Consider the following 20,374-nt stretch of genomic DNA (forward strand, 5'->3'; position numbering starts at 1 on the left):
GTCATTGGTCATTAGTCATTAGTCATTGGTCAAGAGTTAGAAGTTATTATTCTCCCTCATCTTCCCGACTCCCTACTCTCCACTCCCTACTCCCAAAAAATCGGGGATCAAAATTATAAGTCTTGCTCAATGTTTTGTTACAATGCTTACAGACGAGGACGCTTAAAAACCCACTAGCCATGACCCAAAACCTATCTCAAAAACCCATTGTCATTTCTCCATCTATCCTATCAGCCGATTTTAGTCGTCTGGGTGATGAAATTCGCGCCGTAGACGCGGCTGGAGCCGATTGGATTCATGTTGATGTCATGGACGGTCGTTTTGTACCTAATATTACAATAGGCCCTCTGATTGTGGAGGCGATTCGTCCGGTTACGACCAAGACACTGGATGTCCACTTGATGATTGTGGAGCCAGAAAAGTATGTAGAAGGATTTGCTAAGGCGGGTGCTGATATTATCTCTGTACACTGCGAGCATAATGCTTCGCCACACCTGCACCGCACCTTGGGACAAATTAAAGAGCTTGGTAAGAAAGCTGGAGTTGTACTTAATCCTGGTAGCCCTCTAGAGCTAATTGAATACGTTCTAGATTTGTGCGATTTAGTACTGATTATGAGCGTCAACCCTGGTTTTGGTGGTCAAAGCTTTATCCCTGGTGTATTACCCAAAATCCGCAAGCTGCGTCAAATGTGTGATGAACGCGGTCTTGACCCTTGGATTGAAGTGGATGGAGGACTCAAGGCAAATAATACCTGGCAAGTTTTAGAAGCGGGAGCTAATGCAATTGTCGCTGGTTCAGCTGTATTTAATGCTAAAGATTATGCTGAGGCTATTACATCAATTCGCAACAGCAAGCGTCCTACTCCAGAATTAGCCAAGGTTTAATTCATTTTTGGATTAACCATTCTCTACAAAAAATAGGGTGGGCAAATTGCTCACCCTATTTTTATTTAGACATAAAAAACTGGAAGCTATTCAAGTTTTGAACTTCCAGTAGTTGTTATATAAATTGAAAATTTAGAAACCAGAGATAATCCAGGTTGGGAGGACTAGGATTACAATAGTCGAAAGAGAAGCATATAGACCTACTAGTTTTACCAGCCACGACAACGATTTTACCGTAACTTTTCTGTTTCCGTTCCTGTTATTGGTGTTAAGCGTTTGCTTTATTTAACTAAAGCAACACCAACCACAGGATAGAAAGTTTTATTAGCATTACTCCCATCGTCTGCAGTCGATGAAAGCTGTGTAAAATTTGGATTGGGGGAATCCACCTCCCCAAATTCTCTTTGCTGAGACTTCCTCAGAAAAAGAACCACCAGTAGCAACGGTTATATCGTTGGTCTTGGTATAGGAGTTATTCACTCCATGAAATGCTGACTACTTTTGTAATAAATTTGATTGATTTCATAGTCAGAACTAATCATTGATTTTATTTATTAAAATTAACCTGTTTGCCGCTAATCACCTCTATTTTAATTTAAGTTTTAGTTGTTATTAGTTTACCAATATCCTCAGTATATATTTGCCATTTTGGCACATTTCTGCAAAAAAATATTAATTTAATTACTACTATAGAAAACCTACCATGCTAAAAATCTTAAATTAGCATAGTAGGTTCTCAGACAATCAATCAACTCTAGGGCAGAATCTGTGGATTCCAAATTGTTTTTAATTCACTCCACAGCGCTTCAAGGAAATATCTTGGCTGCTTTCTGGTTTTTGCTTTCCAACTACCTCAAGATAATTAGGTCTTGAATCTTTCAGCATTTTTATATTTTCACTTTGCTGTTGTTTTGTTCTATTGGTTTGAGAATTTTCTTTGAGCAAGCGATTGTAGGTACGGTATGGAATGTAATGGAGAGGATTATAACCAGCAAAACGTAGCATTAAAACACATGCCCAAGAGTACTTTCCAGCAATAATTGCTTCAACTACTTTGTCAAATTGTTGAGCCTTGACTGTTGTATCTAAGTTACTACTAATACCAGCAATGTCTTGATTCATCATAGTGTTTAGTTATCTTGAATGAAGTAAACTAGTTAAAATTCTGCGATTGTTAGTGTTTCAATTGAGGGTTACAAACGCACTAACTTTTTGTAGCTGTTAAATCGCTTTCAGGTAATTATCAGCAATTTACCAGTGTTGGATGTTGACGAAGGATAAAAATCTATCAATCAACAAAGGCGAACATAATTTTCCTAAACTCTGATTGACTCTCGTAGCTTTGAATGGTAAAAATACATGTTTAAGCTTTACCTTGGCGCTATTGAGCATTTTAGTAATTTTGGCTGATAACTCCCCTAGTAAACTAGTTTTGGCAAGAGCTAGCTCGTAGTAAGGATACAAATTATATAGATTCATTCCTGAACTGTCCCCTTAGCTTGAGGTTTCGACTGCATTTGATCTGATGATTTTTTTCATGAACTAACGTTTGATTAAAAACTTAATTGTTTTTAATCAAGTTTGTTGGCTGCTCAGTCCTAACTATCCAGATTCCCTCCGATGAATTGAGGAAACTGTGCTTATAGTTTCTTAGTAAGTGAAAGGTAAAAATTTATCTTTTGTCTTCTCATCTGATTGGTAGGACAAAAGTCTCGGCGTAGCTCTTAGTAGATGCAGTTTTGTTCTTTGAAACTTTCTCAACTCCTAGTTCAATAAACTTTCTCTGTTAAAATGCCTGTATTTCTTACTACTGCTTAATTAAGCATTTTCCGGCAATTTTCCATATTTTTTTGAGTAGTGGGAAAAATTTATTTATCTTTGAACTTTAATAATGCCATTCGTCTTTATACTATTTTTTTTGGTTAATGTCATCTACTAATTTAGTAGATTTTAAGCTAAATTTACTGAATGTATTTAGATACGTACTTGCGTCTTGTGCAACTTTTAATTTTGTCCTCCTTTGCTAATTCATGAGGGGTGTGACCCCCCATACAATCTCAATTTAAACCATTTATTATTGTCGAGTCGCTAGAAAATACTACCATTAACTATGATGTAAAACAACTTCTAAAAACAAGAAAGTTTAAATAGTAGAAAACGTTCGTAGCTACAGCATTGAACATATTTTTATTAATAAGTTCAATGAGATAATTATATTTTTATGCTGATGTTTCTTGATTTACAAGAAATACAGCTTCAGCTTATATAAATAAAATTACTAATCAATTTAAATCAAGCAAAATACCTATAGCTAGATGCTTTTACTAAAAATATATGGCAGATTAAGTAGGTAGAATATTAAGAAAATTAGTGGGAGAGATAAAGTTAACTAACACATAAGACTGTTAAGTTTATTCAACAGTAAATTTTATAGGAATTATAAATAAATTGTTTTTGAACAATGAGTAGTCTTATAGGGTGTCTTAACAGAGCTTAATGCACTGCACCATTATTCTAAGATTTTGGTGAGTTGCATTATCGCTAATACACCCTACGTAGATTTCAAAAAGAAAACCGGAGTCCTATATGTGTCTTAATCTTTAAAACTTTTATAAAGCTGAGATTACGGATGCTGTAGTAGTTAGGTTAAATACTAGTAAAAACTACCAATTTTTATAAGTTCGCAATGAGTGCCTTGCTCAACAAGAATACTTCGGTCTAAAACAAAGATATAGTCGGCATAAAGTAGTCTCGAATTCTCAATGCTTCAACTCTTACCATTACTGAAATTTTCCTTCGCTTCCGGAAACACTTGGAAAATACAGTCACAAATTTAGATTCTGCTTTATCAGATAAAGACCAATATACTTGGGTTAAGGTTAAAACTCTTTGTGAAAGTCAATTTTTTTAACTAACCGCAGAGGCGCAGAGTACACAGAGAGAATGAGAAAATGCTTAACCCAAGCGTATTGCAATGAAAGCTTGTTTTAGATTGGCTTTCACGTTGAGTTGACACGCATGATAGCTGTGTGTGTTTACGTTTGTTGGATCAAAACAAGAATCGCTTTGATGGTAAATTAATTAATAACTAAGTAAATGCCCCAAATTGCCATTGCTCGTAAGTAGGTGCTAGCGCGGAAAGTACCAGCTGCGGTGATAGCTTCAGGGGTGCGAAATTGCAGACCATTGTCATAAATTTGCTGCACCACAGCTTGCGTCAACTTAAATGCTTCATCTTTCATTCCCATTTGCACAAGAAAAGCCGCCAGTCCAAAGTTTATCCCTGTCCATACTTCTAGGGGATGAGTAGCTTTGGGGTTTTCTGGTGAACCGTCAGGACGAACACCATTAGCAGCACCAAACTCACCATTGCAGAATTTCAAAAAGCACGCATCATAAACAGTTTTTAAGGCAGAGAGAGCGCGATCGCTCGGTACAATATCTGGTAAGTCCAGCAGACGAGCATAAAATTGTCCGCACAATTGATCTGCCATCACTACATCGGAACCACTTTTACTATCAAGTTTGTAATATTGGCCATTCCAGAGTTTTTCTTGGTAGATAGGAAGAGATTGTTGTAACCAAGTTTCATAAGTGGATTTTTGAACCGCCAAGACGCCAAGATCGCCAAGGTTATGAGTTAATAGAATATCGCTAATTGCGATCGCAGCCTCTAGCGCCGCTAACCATAACCCACCACAATAGGCGCTGACACCCTGTAACCGCCAATCATCAAAGGTTTGGTCAGGCGCACCAGAATTTTCGGGAATCCCATCGCCATCAATGTCAAAGGTTTTTAGGTAGTCAAGGGTTTGAACGATCGCATCCCAGCAATCTGCTAAGAATTCTACATCGTCAGCACCCGTGAGCAAGAAATCACGGTATACTTGCAAGACAAAATCACTACCCAAATCTTTCCACAAATTGCAGTCTTGATAGCTGGTGTAGTTGGTTTTCTCCCAAACATGTTCATTGGGTGCGCCTAAATCGTGGGGTGTTGCACCTGCAACTTTGCGAACTGCGATCGGGCTTTCTGCCTTAATTGTCATGTAATAGCCAATTATCCTGGGTGTATCATCACCTTGAGGAATCGCCCGTGCAAATGCCCTGATTACCGACTTTTCTAGTTCTGGAAACAACATCAGCAGGGCAAAAGAGCCGTATAATCGCACATCGAGACTTTCATACCAACGGTAGTCTAGGCACTCTAGCACCGCAAACTGACCGATGGGGTCAAGTTCTGATGCTGCACTCCAGAGAGTACCGCCGCTAGTGAGGTCGTAAAGCTCATTAAATAGAGCCATTTTAAACCAGTTGGGTAAATCTTCACGGTCGAGAATCGGTTTTTGCCAAGTTTGAATTTGCGATCGCCAGCTTTGGTATTCTTGTAGTGCAGTGGATGCGATCGCCCAAGCGTTGTTTCCGCTTTTACCAAAAAAGTCTGTATATCTGCGATAATAGTTGACTCCGGCGGCAAATTCTGTGATCGGCAAATCCCAAGCGAGGACAAAGGGGATTTCAAGAGTTTCGCCTGGTTGGAGAGTGAAACGGAGTGCGATTGCAGCCCCTAATTGTGTATTCTCTGTTGCTGTCGTATCTAAATAATTAGGCAAAGAACCATCTTTAGCAAAGCTTTGCCACACCTCATTACCAGTTCCTTCAGGATTCCATTGGGTGTGGTGAAATACTTCCACCTGGGGATGCTTCAGCGTCGCAATACACCAAGTTCCGTCACCTTCTTGCAAAGCCTCACTACCAACATGACCTAAAACACAGCCAAACTGTTGTGTATTTTCAACTATTTGATTATAGTTTCCTTGACTTTCGCCCCAGCGCGGTTGGTATTCGTAAACCGGACTACCATCATCGCGCACCCGCACTTCAGGAGATTTTAGAGCGTTTGTAAACCAGCCCACCATATTTTGCCAAGTGAGCATAATACTGAGAGTAATGGGTGCATTTGTAGGGTTGTGGGCATTCCAGAGGAATATTGCCACAGGGTAGCTAGTTTCTTGATAATTACCTGCCCAAATTGGGGAAAATTGTTCACAAGTCAACTGTGCTTGAAATACATTTTCATACATAAACCAGCTACGTGGATATAGCGCGTGATAATTACCTGTCCCCTCTGTGGTGGAAGTTGTCGGATACCATTGCCAAGCTTTGAGAGTACCATCATCAGGCGCTTGCGTAGATAAAGCGTAGGCTTGGGAAGATGTGCTATTAGACTCAAACACGCTGAATTGACAAGCGGGAACGTTTTTGAAGGTATGTTCACCACCATCGATGTGCCACAGATTAAAATCTCCCCGTGAAGAACGACCGATGCAACCTGCACCAAAGCCGCCCAAAGGCATACCATGCCAAGGCCCATCATCGATATTACTTGCGTAGCGAACGGTATAAGGTTTATCCCACCCTAAGCCGATAGGACGGCTCCAAGTGCAAGAGGGAATTTTCACAGAAAGTTGATTTGTCATCGCTTAATGTTACATTGTGCAGTTACGTCAATGAAGACTAGCGCGATGTGTGATTTTTCTCAAGGGGCACAACGATGTAAGCCCACAGCATTGCATTGGTGTCAACTTAAGAAGATAAAGCCCAAATTTGTTAAGTGTAAGCGTCAATCTCAAGGGTGACGTTTACGTTTAGTTTTGTCGAAGGCTTAAAAAACAAGATGTTCTAAAGAAACAGGCGCACGGAGGTAAGCGAGTAAACTGTATATATATGAATATTCCAACTTCACTTGACACAATTATTCGGCAACAGCCTTACCCGCTTTTATTCGCCATCATTAGTGGTTCCCACTTATATGGTTTCCCGTCACCTGATTCTGATTATGACTTGCGTGGTGTGCATATTTTACCAGTTAGGGAAGTGGTGGGATTAAAGACTGGGAATGAAACTATTGAAGTTTCATAAGTTCAGGAATCTTTAGAAATTGATTTAGTAACTCACGATGTAAAAAAATTCTTTTTGATGCTACTTAAAAAGAATGGTTACGTATTAGAACAACTGTATTCACCTTTAATATTAACCACTTCAACCGAACACGAAGAATTAAAATTTATTGCTAAAAATTGCTTTACCCGTCACCATAGTTATCACTATCTTGGTTTTGCTGCAACGCAATGGAAACTTTCACTAATTTTTTCCCGCAAGGCATGGGAAGCAAAAGCACCAGCAGCAACTGACAAACCGCCTAAAATGGCAGCTACGCTTAAAAAAATCTGCGTCATTAGACCTAGCCGTAAGTTAATTATTAGTTATTAGTCATTGGTCATTGGTCATTAGTTAATAACAAAGGACAAATGACAAATGACAATTAGACATCAAAATGATATGATACGGCGCCTTCTTCATTTACCTTAAAGTTTGCATTGAAGTCTTTAGCTTTTTCATCTAAATATTGCCTAGCATGGGCTGCGGGTAATTGTGACTGCATGGCAAAACCTAATACAGTTATACGCCCATGATTTTCTTGTAGCATTTTATAAAAAATTGATTGCAGGCGATCGCTAACTTGTTGATTAAGAGCTTTTTTCTCCTGTCGGCTTTGACGGTATAATCCCAATGCTAACCATGCCCCTAGTGTTAGACTAGGAATGCCAAAAATTAAACGTTCTACCGTAGTATCATCAATTACAGGGGTATTTGTTTCTGAGAACTCAATCGAACCATCCCAAGTTAAAGGTAGCGTGATTGATTTTTCTGTAGTCGTTTTATTAAATACCTCTGCTGCTGATAGAGTTACAAACATGAATCCCATTGTCAGTAGCCAAGCTGCGGCCAATTTTTCAGCAGTTTTCATAGTTCCGCTTTAGATTTACACTTTGCTAGCGATTTTAACCTGACTTTCGCAAAGGTTCCAATATATCAATCTATTCCTGACGATAGGTTTGTCAGCGCTTCTTCTATCTTATTGAGTCCTTTCTCGATACCATCTAGGCGCTTACGGTTCTCCCACTGTTTATTTGTCACGGAGGAAAGCGATCAGATTAAATGTCAAAAATATAGTATAAATTCTGCCTTTGTTACTTAAGTAAGGGTGTGCGATCGCTATAATAATTAATTGTTCATGCTCCCGATCAGAGCAATCGCCAAAATTAAAAGTAGAACTTAGCGCCAACTAAAATACTTACCAGTGTTAAGCTTAAGATTTTAAAATCGCAGCAGAGGTATAATATTTATCTTGCTGCGATTCTAAACTTAGTTGCGTGTAGCTTCAAGTAGGCGGGAAAAATAGAAACGAGTCTTTGTCATCGCTTTTCGTTGCAATGAAAAGCCATTACTTTCCAAAATTTTCACTACATCAGCCTCACGATGCAAATATGCACGAGTTGCTTTACTTGGCCCAGGAAAGAAACTGCCAATTTTCTTGAGTATACTTAAGGCGCAAGTCTTCGGCGCAAAACTGAGAATTATCCGCGACTGTGCCAAAGAACAGAGGTGAGAAATCATCTCATCTGCTTTTTCTTGGGGGTAGTGGATGAGAACATCTAAGCAAATAACGGTATGGTAACTACCACTTAACGATTCCAAATCTTGCACAGCAAAAGTGGGATTTTCAGCATTTTCCAAAGTTTGCTTGGCTCTATCCTTACCTTCTTCCACCATTTTTTCAGAAATATCGGCGGCATAGACTTTAGCACCATCTACCGCTAGAGGGATGCTGAGACTACCGACACCACACCCAGCATCGCAGATTGATAGCTCTGGTAAATTGTTATCAGCCTTCAGCCAGCCGAGAACTGTATCCACGGTTTGCTGGTGTCCATTGCGAATGTCTAGTTGGACTTTGTTGACTTCGCCATCGCCGTAGATTCGCTTCCAACGGTCAAACCCTGTGGAATTGAAATACTCGCGAACAATCGTTTTATCGTCGGCTGCGTTCATAAACTTTGATTTTTAGGGGTTCCCAATGCTTAAAATTATCATTGATAGGAACCCATAAGAACGGTCTTCCAGATTTTTATAGATATGGCGCACAGAAGTCAGTTAGCACATCTTTGCACATTTAATCATTTAAATGATAAGTGGTATGAGCCATTTTCTACTATTTATTTATTCATCCATTCTTTTCGTTACTATAAACCCCATTCTTATTTCAACCTGTAGATGTAGACAACCCCTTCTTAAGGTGGTATCGTAATTGCGATAGCTTCGCTCGCCGTAGGCATCGCAACATTTATGCTGTTAAAGATTTAATTGTTTGTAACTAATATAGGATTACTATTTGATTTTTGAATGGAATTAGGTATTGTAGAGTGTGTTAGAACGGAGTTCGTAACGCACTATTATCAAGGGTTTGATGCCGTACTCTCTGTGCTAACACATCCTACAGATATTTTCTCCAAATCAAACCGGATTCCTATAGAACTAAAGTAACCAGAAATTTTAAGTAAAATTTCTTATGTAAGTAAATTTCATATTTAGGTTTAATTATTAAACATGGCACTGAACTCGCTAACAGAAAGTCCTATTGTTGCATTTACAATTCTCCTAACAGTAATCTTTACTGTACCTCCTATATTTGAGCGATTAAGGCTACCTGGGTTAGTGGGGTTGTTGGTGGCAGGTATATTACTAGGGCAAAATGGATTAAAGTTATTAAACCCTGATTCTGAAACTATCAATCTGCTCTCGGATATCGGTAAACTTTATTTGATGTTCGTGGCAGGTTTAGAAATTGACTTAGAGCAGTTTCGTAAGACTAGAAATCGCTCAATGGGGTTTGGCACCTTAACATTTTTAGTTCCAATGATTGCTGGCATTGCTACAGGGCGATTATTCAATTTTGGTTGGAATTCCTCTGTCCTAATTGGTTCTTTACTAGCCTCTCATACCCTCTTAGCATATCCAATTGTGAGTCGTTTGGGAGTGGTAGGAAATGAAGCTGTAACCGTCACGATTGGTGCCACAATTTTTACTGACACAGGTGCTTTGCTAGTATTAGCGATTTGTGTTGGAATTCATGGAGGAGAATTCTCCGCCATGAGTTTAGCAATTTTATTAGGTGGATTAGCAATTTATACTGCTGTTGTCCTGTTTGGCTTTGACTGGGCAGGAAAAGAGTTTTTTCGTCGCTCTGGGGATGAACAAAGTAACCAGTTTTTGTTTATATTATTAGCATTATTTTTGGCATCTGTTGGAGCGCAGGTAATTGGAGTTGAAAAAATTGTTGGTGCTTTTTTAGCAGGTTTAGCTGTCAACGATGTTCTAGGACGTAGCCCAGTTAGAGAAAAAATCGAGTTTATTGGTAGTGTTTTATTTATCCCTTGTTTCTTTGTGGACATGGGATTATTGATTAATATTCCTGCATTTATCAAAACCCTCAGTTCAATTTGGCTGACTCTAGTAATTGTAGTAGCTTTGATTGGCAGCAAATTTATAGCAGCATTCTTAGCCAAATTATTGTATCGCTACAACACGGCGGAATTGCTAACGATGTGGTCATTGTCACTACCACAGGTAGCAGCCACACTAGCAGCAGCCTTAGTTGCATATCAAACAGTAAATCCTGCTGGTGAACGCTTAATCAGTGAAGGTGTTTTAAATAGTGTGATTGTCCTGATGCTGGTGACTGCAATTTTGGGGCCAGTGATCACATCACGATTTGCTTCTTCATTACAGCTTGCTCAGTCAGATTTTGAAACAGATAGTTTAACAACTTGGTGGCAAGGTAATGAAGATCAGGAAGTAGAGAAAAACCAATATCCATTTACTGTATTAGTGCCAATATACAACCCCCAAACCCAGCGTTATCTAATAGAAATGGCAGCACTACTGGCTAGTCATGAATCTGGAAAGATTGTGCCGTTAGCTATTACTAGAGCACATATTCAGATGGATGATCCGCAATTAGTAACAGCACTCGCTCAAAGCCGAGAAAGATTGAATTTAGCTAAAGAAATCAGTCAAGAATTTGAGGTGGAAGTATTACCAGCAATTCGGATTGATGATGATGCAGCTTTGGGAATTAGCCGCACCAGTCGAGAACAAAACGCTAGTTTAGTAGTCATGGGTTGGTCGCAGACAACAGGTTTGCGTGCCCGTTTATTTGGTAGTGTAATTGATAGCGTTTTCTGGTCTTCTCACTGTCCAGTAGCAGTAACACGCCTGTTAAGTAGTCCTAAGACAATTCAAAGAATTCTTGTACCAGTTGGAGACTTAACGCGGCAAACTATCGGTGCTTTAAGGTTTGCCCAGATTTTAGCTGATGTTAATCAGGCAGAAGTAGTGCTGTTACACGTATCCGAGCGCAAAACACCGCCTAATCGAGTAGAAAACTTTGTATCTCAATTATCTGATATTACTTCTAAAAGTCAATTACAGGTGAATACGAATATCCAAACAATCAGAGGTGATGATATTGCTAGAACCATAATTCGGGAAGCTCAGTCATTTGATTTAGCGGTGTTACGTTCTGTTCGTTATCGCACAGCAGGTGGATTAGCTGTTAGCGAAGTGACAACGCAGTTAATTCGGGAATTGAAGTGTTCAATTGTATTGTTGGGAGAACCTCATTCGTAATGTGGGGAAGTCAATACCAGTTAAAATAGAAAACACTTGCGATCGCTTTTGGGTCAGTGATGGGAATCGACAAGAGCGATCGCATAGTTTTATAGCTATTCTCAAAATTGCTCTTGAGATAATAACGGCTCAAATGAGCGGTAAGCCTCATAATTCCGAAAATGTCGAGTATATGATGGGTTGTTGAACTTGCGATCGCACTATAGCGCTTCTCTGTTGAGTGCAATACAGACCTAACCCCCAGCCCCTTCCCTACGAGGGAAGGGGAGTAAGATTCAAAGCCTCTCTCCTTTTAGGAGAGAGGTTTGGAGAGAGGTCAAAACTGTACTGCACCCAAGCGAGAACCGCTATATTTCCAATCATGTTGATGATTAACTTATATCCTCAATGCGATCTTCTGGTGGAGGATGACGGTTAACTACTTTGTCAGCAGCACGAATATTTACAATTCTTTCTCGATTTAAATTTAGTGCAGCTATTGTTGCTTTGCCAGTTTGTGTTAGCCCATTAATTTTAAGTTTATCAGCAGACCAAATAAAATGTTCACTCCAGAGACTTTCTCTTGGATTAAATAAAGGAAACTCTAAACCAGATTCAGGATCTATGGCTTTGGTTTTGGCTGATTTTCTGCGGTTACAATGGAAACAAGCTAAAGCCAAATTATCTATAGTATCTTTGCCGTTTTGACTTAAGGGAATAACATGATCTACTGTGAATAATACATACTGCCACTTTTCTGAAGCGTGGCAATATTCACACAATTCAGAGGCTCGCTGACGTACTTGTTGCTGAATTGCATCGGGAATTTTACGACTAGCCACTTTTACACAGTCTGATTATTGGGATTTTGTAAAATATTTCTAGCTAGACGATTGAGAAAACTTAGGTAATCGTCAATTTCTTCATAGCTATCTAGCTCTTGTTCTTCTTGTGGGTGGAGTGGAGAAATTTGTTGTTTGGCTAGTAAAGCTGCAATACGATTTCGGACAATGTTAGAAGCTTTAAATACAGGTATTCCCTCTTGCAACTCGATACTGATTGCACCTTCTAAAGGAAAGGTAGCGGGTAGACTTTGAAGGTTTGGTAGCAATGGAGGTGTCATAGTTAATTCTATGAAATCTTGTGAGTGACTATAGCGTATCTCTTTTTGACCGCCGGAACCAAGAGCGAACCCAACGCCAGAACCGACGCAACCACACCCAAAACCCACGACGGGAGACTACAGGCGTTTTTGGTTGAGAAAGACGCTCAATTGCATTGTTGCAATCCTGCACTTTAGCATCAAGTCCCATCGCCTGAAATAGTTCACGGGCATTGCGACAAGCACCTAGCGCGTCTAATTCACGATTGAGATTTTCTAATGCCTCACTTAAATAAAACCATGCGATCGCAAATCACCCCCAAAATGATTTACCTGTGGGGCTGAAAGATAAACGATCTGCTATAGGGGTATTTAAGATTACTGTTGGCGCTGTTTAATATCTGCGATCGGTAATAGCAAAGTATCTTCTATTTGCTGTCGCACTTCACGGCTAACATCACAATCACTATTTAGGCAATCTCCCAATAATTTATTGGCATCATAATACTGCTGAAGCAATTCCTTTTGCTCGTTACTGAAGTGCCAATCATGACCGATATTACGATATTTAATTATTACTTCTCTTAATTCGTCACACCAAACCTTCCCATTAGCTAACCACCATTTCTGAGATTCTTCCGAGTCTTGTTTGCTGGGTAGTTGCTCTCGAAGTTTTTGCAGCAAATTCTTGAGTTCTGGGTCGAGGGGAAGTGAGAGGGATAGGTCTAGGGATCGGGATAGATCAAGGGATCGGGATAGGTCAAGGGATCGAGATAGGTCAGGGGATCGGCAGAGGGAGAGGGACAGGGAGAGGGACAGGGAGAGGGACAAGTCGAGGGACAGGTCAAGGGACAGGTCGTCGAGGGAGAGGTCGAGGGATCGGGACAGAGAGACAGATCGGGATAGGGAAAGAGAGAGGTATCGGTAGAGGGTTCGGGAGAGGGTTCGATCAAGGCAGAGGTATCGGGAGAAGGACAGGGAAAAATATCGGGAGAGGGACAGGGAAAAATTTCGGGAGAGGGACAGGGAGAGGTAGAAAGCCCTAAGTGCTGCTGGTTTGTGAGAAAAATTAACGGAAAGAGATTTTTCTTTTACCCACAGAAGAAACTCCTGTAACCTCTGATCATCAGCCACTATAAAATCAATTTTCTCTTTCATCAACAGCAATAACCGATCTGCACTTGGAGACATCCCAACCGCCAGCAAAAAGACCTCTCGCCAGCGTTTCTCAGTAATATGGCTAACAAGATCTTGCAGCGCTTCCTCTGATGACTGTCTCACAACCACAAATTCTCTAGCTGTGAAATATTCATGAAATGTCAGATGAGAAAATGAGTAAATCCTTTTCGCTCTTGTGACAACTAGCCCATGATGATGCTCAATTGAACGTAAAACTTGCTCACTATCAAATTGCAATACTGCTTTGTCAGTATTAGCATCACGTAAATTATAGATGTATTCTGTAATGTATTGCTCTGCTGCTTTTTGCCTGAAGAAATATTGACCTTTCTCAAAGGTAGTCAACGCCATTTTGCTGAGTAAATCTTCTTTGCGTTGGACTGATAGCTTTTTGTAAATTCCATCGCGTTCAATTCCCCCCTTGGCATCCCATTTTTTCAATAACGTATCTATTCCTTCTTTATATAAGTCAGAACGATTTGCAGGAAAATCCCCTGACTGTTCAAATGCTAAACAAAGTAAGGTCAGCATTAGTGGACTAGCGGCAAGTTCTTTGATACGTTTATTTTCTTTGAGACGTTCGATAAAAGTTTCTGATTTTACAGTTTTATCCTTCAACCATTTATTGGTAAACTCTAAAATTTGTTCATCGTCAAAATCAGCAACTTCTACCTCTGTGAACTTCTCAAAGGTATACTCCTGTGCTGCAATCCGGCAGGTCATGACAAACTGATTTTTTGAGAAACGATCGCAAAACTCACGAATTTCTCGTAATACACGGTTACTATCCTCTTCTTTAACTTCATTCAACCCATCAAGTAAAAATAATACCTTGCCATTTGTTAGTACATCTTGGATAGAAGAGATAGGATTTATCTCCTCTCCATTCTCTTCATTGATGTATTGCAATAATCCTGGTTGGTTTGCAGCTTCCGCAAAGTTTTTGAGAGTGACAAAAATAGGTACACTTCCAGCCTGAAACTCACCTTCTATACACTTAATCGCCAAATACTTCAAAAATGTGGTTTTACCTGCTCCTGGTTTACCCAAAATCATCAGCTTGGAACATTTTTTAACCGCTTGCAGCCCTAGCACTCGTTTTTCAAAAATTCTGTTAAGTCCAAGGAGGTCAAAATCCTTGCTGCTACAGTGTTGTAATAATTCATCAATTCCTAACCATTGCTGTCCAATGATTTTCTCTAATATATTGACGCTGGTGTAAATGTCATTCAATCCAATGGGTTGACTCATATCTAGCACCCGTATTGTGCCGCAGCGTTTTTGAATCTGAGGTTTTATTTTTTCGCGTACTTCTTGGACTAGTGCATCTATATTTATTTCGGGAGCTGATGGAATTGGTGAAGTATTAGATTTCTGGTACTTCTGAATCAGAGAATTGTGCAGTCTATAAAATTTACCTGGGCCTTTGCCATCAATCTTGAACTTGTTATAAACAGCAGTCATACGAGTGCGAAAAGCATTTTCCGAAATATGGAGAGCTTCTGAAACCTCTAGTTTGCATTCATTTTTCCTACTATATAGTTCTACAAAAGCTTCTTCCTGCTCTGGAGAAAGCTTATGCTCACGAGCCATATCAGTTAAAAAGTTACGCGGTAACGGTTGCATTGCTTAATCTCACAATTACCTAAAAGCCAGTTTACATCTAAAGATTACAGATATGTAAGGCAATGTTAGGATGTCAGCCTAAGTTTAAGCGAAATCTCTTAGTCACAGTTGAGACAATAAATGTATTGAATCAACTAATTCAGGAGTGGGCTAATGTTATCTAAGAAATTTCCTTCAAGAGATGAAGTGCTGGCTGTTATAACTCTGATTATGGTGATTGGTTCTCTCACTCTTGCAGTTATCGACGAAAAGAGTCGCCCTCAATTTCTAGATTTAACAAAATTTGCTATAAGTACATATATTGAATTTTTAATACCTCGGTCAAGGTCAAGCGATCGCGATCGCAATTAGCCAATGACAATCCTAAATAATTCCTAAGAGACAAGATCCCCGATTTATTTGAAAAGTCAGGGATCTGTAACTTTCAATTCTCACAAATCAAATAAGAATGTTTTCTTCTCAGACAACAGAAAGAAAAAACTAAAAGCCTCCAGATGAGTTTCATTTTTTTCCGAAGACAGCAAAACTTCTTCATGCAACAAGAAAAATTAACTCGCTCTATTGTTAATTTTTGTAAAATTGATGTCTTCAAGACTAGAAACCTGATATCTAGATAGCTAAACTAACAAACAGTGCATCTGTACTGTTAACTATTAAAAGTAGATGTGGCGCTATAGCGTGAATGATCCCAGTACAACTTATCCTCAAAAACTTTCTTAGTTACCGTGATGCAACTTTAGATTTTCGTGGTTTGCATACGGCTTGTATTTCGGGTTCCAATGGTGCAGGTAAATCTTCACTTTTGGAAGCAATCACTTGGGCAATTTGGGGTGAAAGCCGCGCCACTGCTGAAGATGATGTGATCTATTCTGGTGCGAAAGAAGTTCGAGTTGATTTTACTTTTCAAAGCAACCAGCAAAAATATCGGGTGATTCGTACCCGAATTCGGGGAGGTACTAGCGTTCTGGAATTTCAAATAGAAATACCATCTGGGTTTCGCTCACTCACTGGCAAAGGGGTAAGAGCAACCCAAGATTTGATTCTAGAACACATTAAGCTCGATTACGATACATTTATTAATTCTGCTTACTTACGTCAAGGGCGTGCCGATGAGTTCATGCTCAAACGCCCGACGGAACGTAAAGAAATTTTAGCGGAGTTGTTGAAACTCAATCAGTATGATGATTTGGAAGAACGGGCAAAGGAATCTTCTCGTCAGTTCAAAGCAAGGGCAGTAGAGTTAGAGCGTTCTTTGGAGTCGATTAAAATTCAGCTGCAACAACGTGAGGCAACCCAAGCGCAAAGAGTCGAGTTAGAAGCCGAACTCAACCAACTGCAACAGGTACAAGCATTTGATAATATTCAATTACAAAGTTTGCAAGTTGTCCAGCACCAGCGCCAAAACTGGGAACAACAACTCAGTTTTGTAAAGCAGCAATATCAAAATCTTAGCCAAGACTGCGATCGCCTCCAACAAGAACAATCAGCTATTGGCTCTCAACTATCAGATTTAGAAAAAATATTACACCAAGAAGCTGAAATTAAAGCTGGATACGCCCAATATCAAAGTCTCCAATCTCAAGAAGAAGCTTTTGCTACCAAATTTGAAGAATATACTCGCACCCAACAGACTCGCCAACAAAAGCAACAACAGCTTACCAAACAAATTCACGAAATCGAACGGCAACTGCAACAAGCCCAAGCCCAAATTGAAGCTTTGCAGCAACAAGAGCGAGATATTCAGCAAACTCTGACTAAATCAGGTGAAGTAGAAGCTGCTTTGTCACAACTAACCGCAGCCCGTCACCATGTTGCGCGTTTAGATCAACTGCAAATGCAAGTTACTCCCTTATTGCAACAACGAGCAACTTTACAAAGCCAACTCGATCGCACTCATGCTGGTTTAGTAGCGCGACTCGAACAACTCCAAAGTACTGAGAACCAATTACAACGCCAGCACCGCCGCCAACCGCAACTGCAACAAGCGGTGATGGATGTAGCAATCCAGATTGAGGAACTGGAGAAAAAGCGGGTTTATCTACAACGAGTGCAAGAAAAAGGGCAAGAAAGGCGGCACTTTATCGAACGTCTGCAAGCTCATCAACGCGACTATGAAAAACTGCTGGGAGAATTAGAGCAGAAATTACAAATGCTGCAAAATCCTGAAGCACTTTGTCCATTATGTGAGCGTCCTTTAGACGAACATCACTGGAGTCGCGTAGTAGAAAAAACTCAGGCTGAGTTAGAGGATACCCAAGGGCAGTTTTGGGTAGTCAGAGAACAAATGGCTGTATCTGACAGAGAAATTCAGGTACTTAGGCAGGAATATCGGGAAATTTCTCAACAATTGGCGGGCTACGATGGTTTACGCGAACAACGGGGACAGTTAGCAGCCCAGTTAGAAGCTACAACTGATGTGCAACAACAGTTACAACAAATTGCTGCTGAAAAACAACATTTAGAGCGATCGCTCCAAGCTGGTGATTACGCTCCCGATAAACAAGCCGAACTCCGGCAGCTAGACCAATATTTGCAACAAGTTAATTATAATGAACAAGACCACGCCCTCGCCCGGAGTGAAGTTGAGCGGTGGCGATGGGCAGAAATTAAACAAGGGCAGATTAAAGATGCTACTAAGCGACAAGCGCAACTATTAGCCCGAAAACCAGAATTACAATCCCAAATTGCTCAATTACAAGCCAAAATCCAGCAGGATCAGATTGATTCTGAATGTGCTAAACAAATTGCGGCTCTTGAGCGTCACATTACTGAAATTGGCTACAGTTCTGAGCAGCACAACAATCTACGTATAGCTGTCCGCCAAGCTCAATCTTGGCATTTGCGGTATCAACAACTCCTATCAGCCCAGCAGCAGTATCCGCAACTCCAGGCGAGATTGCAAGACTTAGAGGATTCCAGAAGCGCCAGAGTAACCGAACGGCAAAAACTCGGCGGACAAATCGAAAGCATTATCCAGCAATTACAAGCAACAGCTAACCCATCTGCCCAAATTCAAGCTATAGAGCAGCAGTTAGCAATCCGCAGACGGCAACTCGATGAGCAAATTGCCAAATTAGGGCGTTTAGAGCAGTTGGCGCATCAATTAGAAACGCTACAAATTCAGTATGAACAACAGCAGCAGCAATTACAATCTTGCAAGCAGGAATGTCGTGTTTATCAGGAATTAGCGCAAGCTTTTGGTAAAAATGGTATCCAAGCACTGATGATTGAAAATGTGTTACCGCAACTGGAAGCTGAGACAAATCAACTGCTTTCGCGGCTGAGTGGTAATCAGTTCCATGTACAATTTATTACTCAAAAAGCTGGGCGTAGTGCTAAATCAACCAAGAAAAATGCCAAGCTGATAGACACCTTAGATATTTTAATTGCCGATTCTAGAGGAACACGAGCTTATGAAACTTACTCTGGTGGAGAAGCTTTTAGAATTAACTTTGCCATCCGTTTGGCTTTGGCAAAATTATTAGCGCAACGGGCGGGGGCGGCTTTGCAATTGTTGATTGTAGATGAAGGTTTTGGTACACAGGATGCTGAAGGATGCGATCGCTTGATTGCAGCGATTAATGCGATCGCATCCGATTTTGCCTGCATCCTCACTGTCACCCACATGCCCCACCTCAAAGAAGCTTTCCAAGCCAGGATTGAAGTGAATAAAACTCAAGAGGGTTCCCAGTTGAGTTTGTCAATTTAATTATATTTTACCCGTGCATCAATACCTAATGAGCGAAGCTTTTTCGTTAGGGTTTCTGCTTGGGCGCGATCGCTAAATGCCCCAGCATTCACATAATCCCCTAGATGAGATTGTTCCGTGACAGCAGTGGGTATATATTGTTGCACTTTACTCAAAGTATCATTATTGGAAATTGGCACTATTACTCTGTAGGGATTATTAGCAACTAATGTGTTGCCATTACTCACAGGTACAACGTAGCCATTGGTAGGAGGCAATGCATAACGATTAGTCTGAGGTGCTACATAGTCATTATTACTAGAAAATACATAACCATTCGTCTCAGTAGAATTGCTTGCATTCGAGTTATTCAATCCTAATGCTTCCCAAGTTTGCCAATCTACATTTCCAGTAGAATTCAGGCGAGATGATTGCTGGAATGCAATCACAGATCCTCTAGTGTAATCGCTGAAAAAGCCGTCAGGATTGGTATTAGAGAAACCCAACTGCGATAAACGCTCTTGAACTAATCTGACATTTTCTCCTTGATCGCCTACAGTCAGATAACTTCTGCCTGGTTGTTGAGTAGTATATCCACCAGTAGAGGCTCTACGTACTGCTTCTAAAACTTGAGCATTGGCGATGCCATTAACAGGTAGGCGGTAATTTTGTTGGAATCGGGTGACAGCTTTTTTGGTCATTGGGCCAACATTCCCAGTGGCAGCAGTATTAAAATAACCTAGCTGCCGCAAACGCACTTGTAATTCTTTCACTTGTTGAGTAGAAAGCTTTGCTCTGCTTGGAGTCGGAGAGAAACTCCTGCTAAAAGTTCTACTTTGACATGCTCGTTGCAAGGCTCTTTGCGTACTAGCACCCACAACACCATCAGCAGGGATTCTATTGGCTTGCTGAAATTTGATCACAGCATTCTGAGTCAAGCTAGCAAACTTGCCAGTCACTGGGCCGTTAAAGTAGCCTAACTTTTTTAAACATCTCTGACTAGTGCTAACTTCAGCACCATTACTTCCTATTTTCTGAAGTGCTAAGGCTTGTCCAGCAATACTCAGGAGCCACGTAATCAGCGCTACGGATAAAAGACGCATCGCTGCACCACTATATAACTTTTCCAAATTCTTGAATTTGAAATTAGCTACGCTAGGAACAACCTTGACGCTTTTGGATGCCTCGTAGACTGAGGCAAGCTTGGTTAAATAGCTATCTACCCCTGTTTCCACTTGTTTTTTTCAAGTTATGACTACACCTAATTATACGGCTTGCTCTGTGTTGTGTTGGAATTGCTGATGGTTCTTTACAAGTAATTAACCAGAAGAGACAGGGGGGAGGGCAGCCGTTCTTGCAAGGGTTTCAGAGCAACTAACT

The 20,374-nt window shown here is 40.3% G+C and carries 14 protein-coding genes and 2 pseudogenes; 6 read left to right on the forward strand and 10 right to left on the reverse strand.

All coding sequences use genetic code 11. The features are described 5' to 3' along the window. Positions 1 to 179 precede the first annotated feature (179 nt). Positions 180 to 887, forward strand: coding sequence for a ribulose-phosphate 3-epimerase (gene rpe, locus CDC33_RS14095; protein WP_109008981.1), 708 nt, complete (start codon positions 180 to 182; stop codon positions 885 to 887). A gap of 786 nt (positions 888 to 1,673) precedes the next feature. On the opposite strand, the gene CDC33_RS14100 is transcribed toward rpe, so the two are convergent. From CDC33_RS14100 to CDC33_RS14110, 3 genes are all read right to left on the reverse strand, one after another. Next, positions 1,674 to 2,009, reverse strand: coding sequence for a HetP family heterocyst commitment protein (locus tag CDC33_RS14100; RefSeq protein WP_109008982.1), 336 nt, complete (start codon positions 2,007 to 2,009; stop codon positions 1,674 to 1,676). A gap of 129 nt (positions 2,010 to 2,138) precedes the next feature. Continuing rightward, positions 2,139 to 2,366, reverse strand: a complete 228-nt coding sequence (locus CDC33_RS14105) for a hypothetical protein (RefSeq protein WP_109008983.1) — start codon at positions 2,364 to 2,366, stop codon at positions 2,139 to 2,141. 1,598 nt (positions 2,367 to 3,964) lie between these two features. Beyond that, on the reverse strand, positions 3,965 to 6,367 hold the full coding sequence (locus tag CDC33_RS14110; RefSeq protein ID WP_109008984.1) for a GH116 family glycosyl hydrolase: 2,403 nt from the start codon (positions 6,365 to 6,367) through the stop codon (positions 3,965 to 3,967). A 247-nt stretch (positions 6,368 to 6,614) separates the two neighbouring features. Between CDC33_RS14110 and CDC33_RS14115 the strand changes: the two are divergent. Next, positions 6,615 to 6,968: pseudogene (locus CDC33_RS14115) on the forward strand (nucleotidyltransferase domain-containing protein); the annotation flags it as partial. Between the two features lie 59 nt (positions 6,969 to 7,027). Here CDC33_RS14115 and CDC33_RS40430 read toward each other — a convergent pair. The 3 genes and pseudogenes from CDC33_RS40430 to bchM form a co-directional block, all read right to left on the reverse strand. Beyond that, a pseudogene (locus CDC33_RS40430) lies at positions 7,028 to 7,126 on the reverse strand (DUF423 domain-containing protein); the annotation flags it as partial. A gap of 86 nt (positions 7,127 to 7,212) precedes the next feature. After that, positions 7,213 to 7,698, reverse strand: a complete 486-nt coding sequence (locus CDC33_RS14125) for a hypothetical protein (protein WP_109008985.1) — start codon at positions 7,696 to 7,698, stop codon at positions 7,213 to 7,215. A 398-nt stretch (positions 7,699 to 8,096) separates the two neighbouring features. After that, on the reverse strand, positions 8,097 to 8,783 hold the full coding sequence (gene bchM, locus CDC33_RS14130; protein WP_109008986.1) for a magnesium protoporphyrin IX methyltransferase: 687 nt from the start codon (positions 8,781 to 8,783) through the stop codon (positions 8,097 to 8,099). Between the two features lie 555 nt (positions 8,784 to 9,338). Between bchM and CDC33_RS14135 the strand changes: the two genes are divergently transcribed. After that, positions 9,339 to 11,420 carry a cation:proton antiporter domain-containing protein gene (locus tag CDC33_RS14135; protein ID WP_109008987.1) on the forward strand — a complete coding sequence of 694 codons (2,082 nt, stop codon included), beginning with the start codon at positions 9,339 to 9,341 and terminating at the stop codon, positions 11,418 to 11,420. 1 nt (position 11,421) lies between these two features. Beyond that, entirely contained in the window at positions 11,422 to 11,607 is a 186-nt protein-coding gene (locus CDC33_RS14140) for a hypothetical protein (protein ID WP_109008988.1), read from the forward strand. A 184-nt stretch (positions 11,608 to 11,791) separates the two neighbouring features. On the opposite strand, the gene CDC33_RS14145 is transcribed toward CDC33_RS14140, so the two are convergent. From CDC33_RS14145 to CDC33_RS40435, 3 genes are all read right to left on the reverse strand, one after another. Continuing rightward, a complete protein-coding gene (locus CDC33_RS14145) occupies positions 11,792 to 12,241 on the reverse strand; it encodes an HNH endonuclease (protein ID WP_109008989.1) in 450 nt (149 codons plus the stop codon). Between the two features lie 2 nt (positions 12,242 to 12,243). Beyond that, positions 12,244 to 12,630: a hypothetical protein gene (locus CDC33_RS14150; RefSeq protein ID WP_369694298.1), complete on the reverse strand. Its 387-nt coding sequence runs from the start codon at positions 12,628 to 12,630 to the stop codon at positions 12,244 to 12,246. Between the two features lie 249 nt (positions 12,631 to 12,879). Further along, positions 12,880 to 15,306, reverse strand: coding sequence for an NACHT domain-containing protein (locus tag CDC33_RS40435; RefSeq protein ID WP_109008991.1), 2,427 nt, complete (start codon positions 15,304 to 15,306; stop codon positions 12,880 to 12,882). Positions 15,307 to 15,459: 153 nt separating this feature from the next. Between CDC33_RS40435 and CDC33_RS14165 the strand changes: the two genes are divergently transcribed. Next, positions 15,460 to 15,657 carry a hypothetical protein gene (locus tag CDC33_RS14165; protein ID WP_109008992.1) on the forward strand — a complete coding sequence of 66 codons (198 nt, stop codon included), beginning with the start codon at positions 15,460 to 15,462 and terminating at the stop codon, positions 15,655 to 15,657. Between the two features lie 331 nt (positions 15,658 to 15,988). Beyond that, positions 15,989 to 19,015 (forward strand): exonuclease subunit SbcC, encoded by a 3,027-nt coding sequence (gene sbcC / locus CDC33_RS14170; RefSeq protein WP_109008993.1) that lies wholly within the window; start codon positions 15,989 to 15,991, stop codon positions 19,013 to 19,015. On the opposite strand, the gene CDC33_RS14175 is transcribed toward sbcC, so the two are convergent. After that, complete coding sequence (locus CDC33_RS14175) at positions 19,012 to 20,229, reverse strand: peptidoglycan-binding domain-containing protein (RefSeq protein WP_109008994.1); 1,218 nt, start codon at positions 20,227 to 20,229, stop codon at positions 19,012 to 19,014. The genes sbcC and CDC33_RS14175 overlap by 4 nt on opposite strands. Positions 20,230 to 20,374 lie beyond the last annotated feature (145 nt).

This window comes from Nostoc commune NIES-4072, assembly GCF_003113895.1.
In the GTDB taxonomy this organism is placed as follows: Bacteria; Cyanobacteriota; Cyanobacteriia; order Cyanobacteriales; family Nostocaceae; genus Nostoc; species Nostoc commune.